The organism is Lishizhenia tianjinensis (genome assembly GCF_900116425.1).
In the GTDB taxonomy this organism is placed as follows: Bacteria; Bacteroidota; Bacteroidia; order Flavobacteriales_D; family Crocinitomicaceae; genus Lishizhenia; species Lishizhenia tianjinensis.
Map to the genome: position 1 here is coordinate 288,603 of NZ_FPAS01000005.1, position 904 is coordinate 289,506.

Annotated in this window: 1 rRNA gene; it reads left to right on the plus strand. The window is 38.2% G+C overall.

Features of this window, described 5'->3' with window-relative positions:
• Positions 1-788: 788 nt before the first annotated feature.
• Positions 789-904, plus strand: a 16S ribosomal RNA gene (locus BM327_RS14025); the annotation flags it as partial.

The following is a 904-nucleotide window of genomic DNA, read 5'->3' on the forward strand; positions in this document are numbered from 1 at the left end:
GCTTAGTGGTCTATGGTCAAACAACAAGTTTCTTGCAGTCACTTTCTGTTTTCCCTATCCCACACAGCCGCTCCCATCCGGGGTGCCACTGCTATCGCTAACAGAAAACAGTAGTGAGTGTGAGTAGAGAGTATTGATAAAAACTACCGCTATCGCGCGGGATTGTATCGCGTGAGAATACTCTAAACAGATACAAAACCAAACAACTTTCAAAAATCTTCAAAAATATTTCACCCTCCAATCTACCCACAACCAGCTACTTACACTTTTGAATCAAAAAAAGATTAAAAATTCTTTACCAAGTACTAGGAATAACGAGAAAAAAGAGTGTATCTTTGCAGCCCGCAAACGAGCGGACAACACTTGGAAGAAAGGCTTGAAAGCCGCGGAGGTATTAGGTTTAGAGTTAGAAATTACTTTAGAAAAATAAAATAAAAAGTTTTTCAAAAAGTACTTGTTAATTTAAAAACACTGCTTATCTTTGCAGCCCGCAAACGAGCGATGAAAACAAGATTTGAAACATTAGGATAGAGATTTGAGAAAATTGAAATCGGCAAAAAAAACTTTTTAAAATTTATTTCTAAAAAGCTTGCTAATTAAAATTAACTCATTACCTTTGTCGCCCCGAACGAAACGACGCTCGGCGGTTTTGAAAGAAAAACGACACTGCTTAATAAGGTGAGAAATTAACCTTTTAAGATCAGAAGAAGTTCTTTGATAGATTGAGAAATAAGGAAACAGCGTAAATAGAAATATAACACAGAGCTTTATAATATTAAACTTTTTATACAACGGAGAGTTTGATCCTGGCTCAGGATGAACGCTAGCGGCAGGCCTAACACATGCAAGTCGAGGGGCAGCACGATAAAGCTTGCTTTATTGGTGGCGACCGGCGAACGGGTGC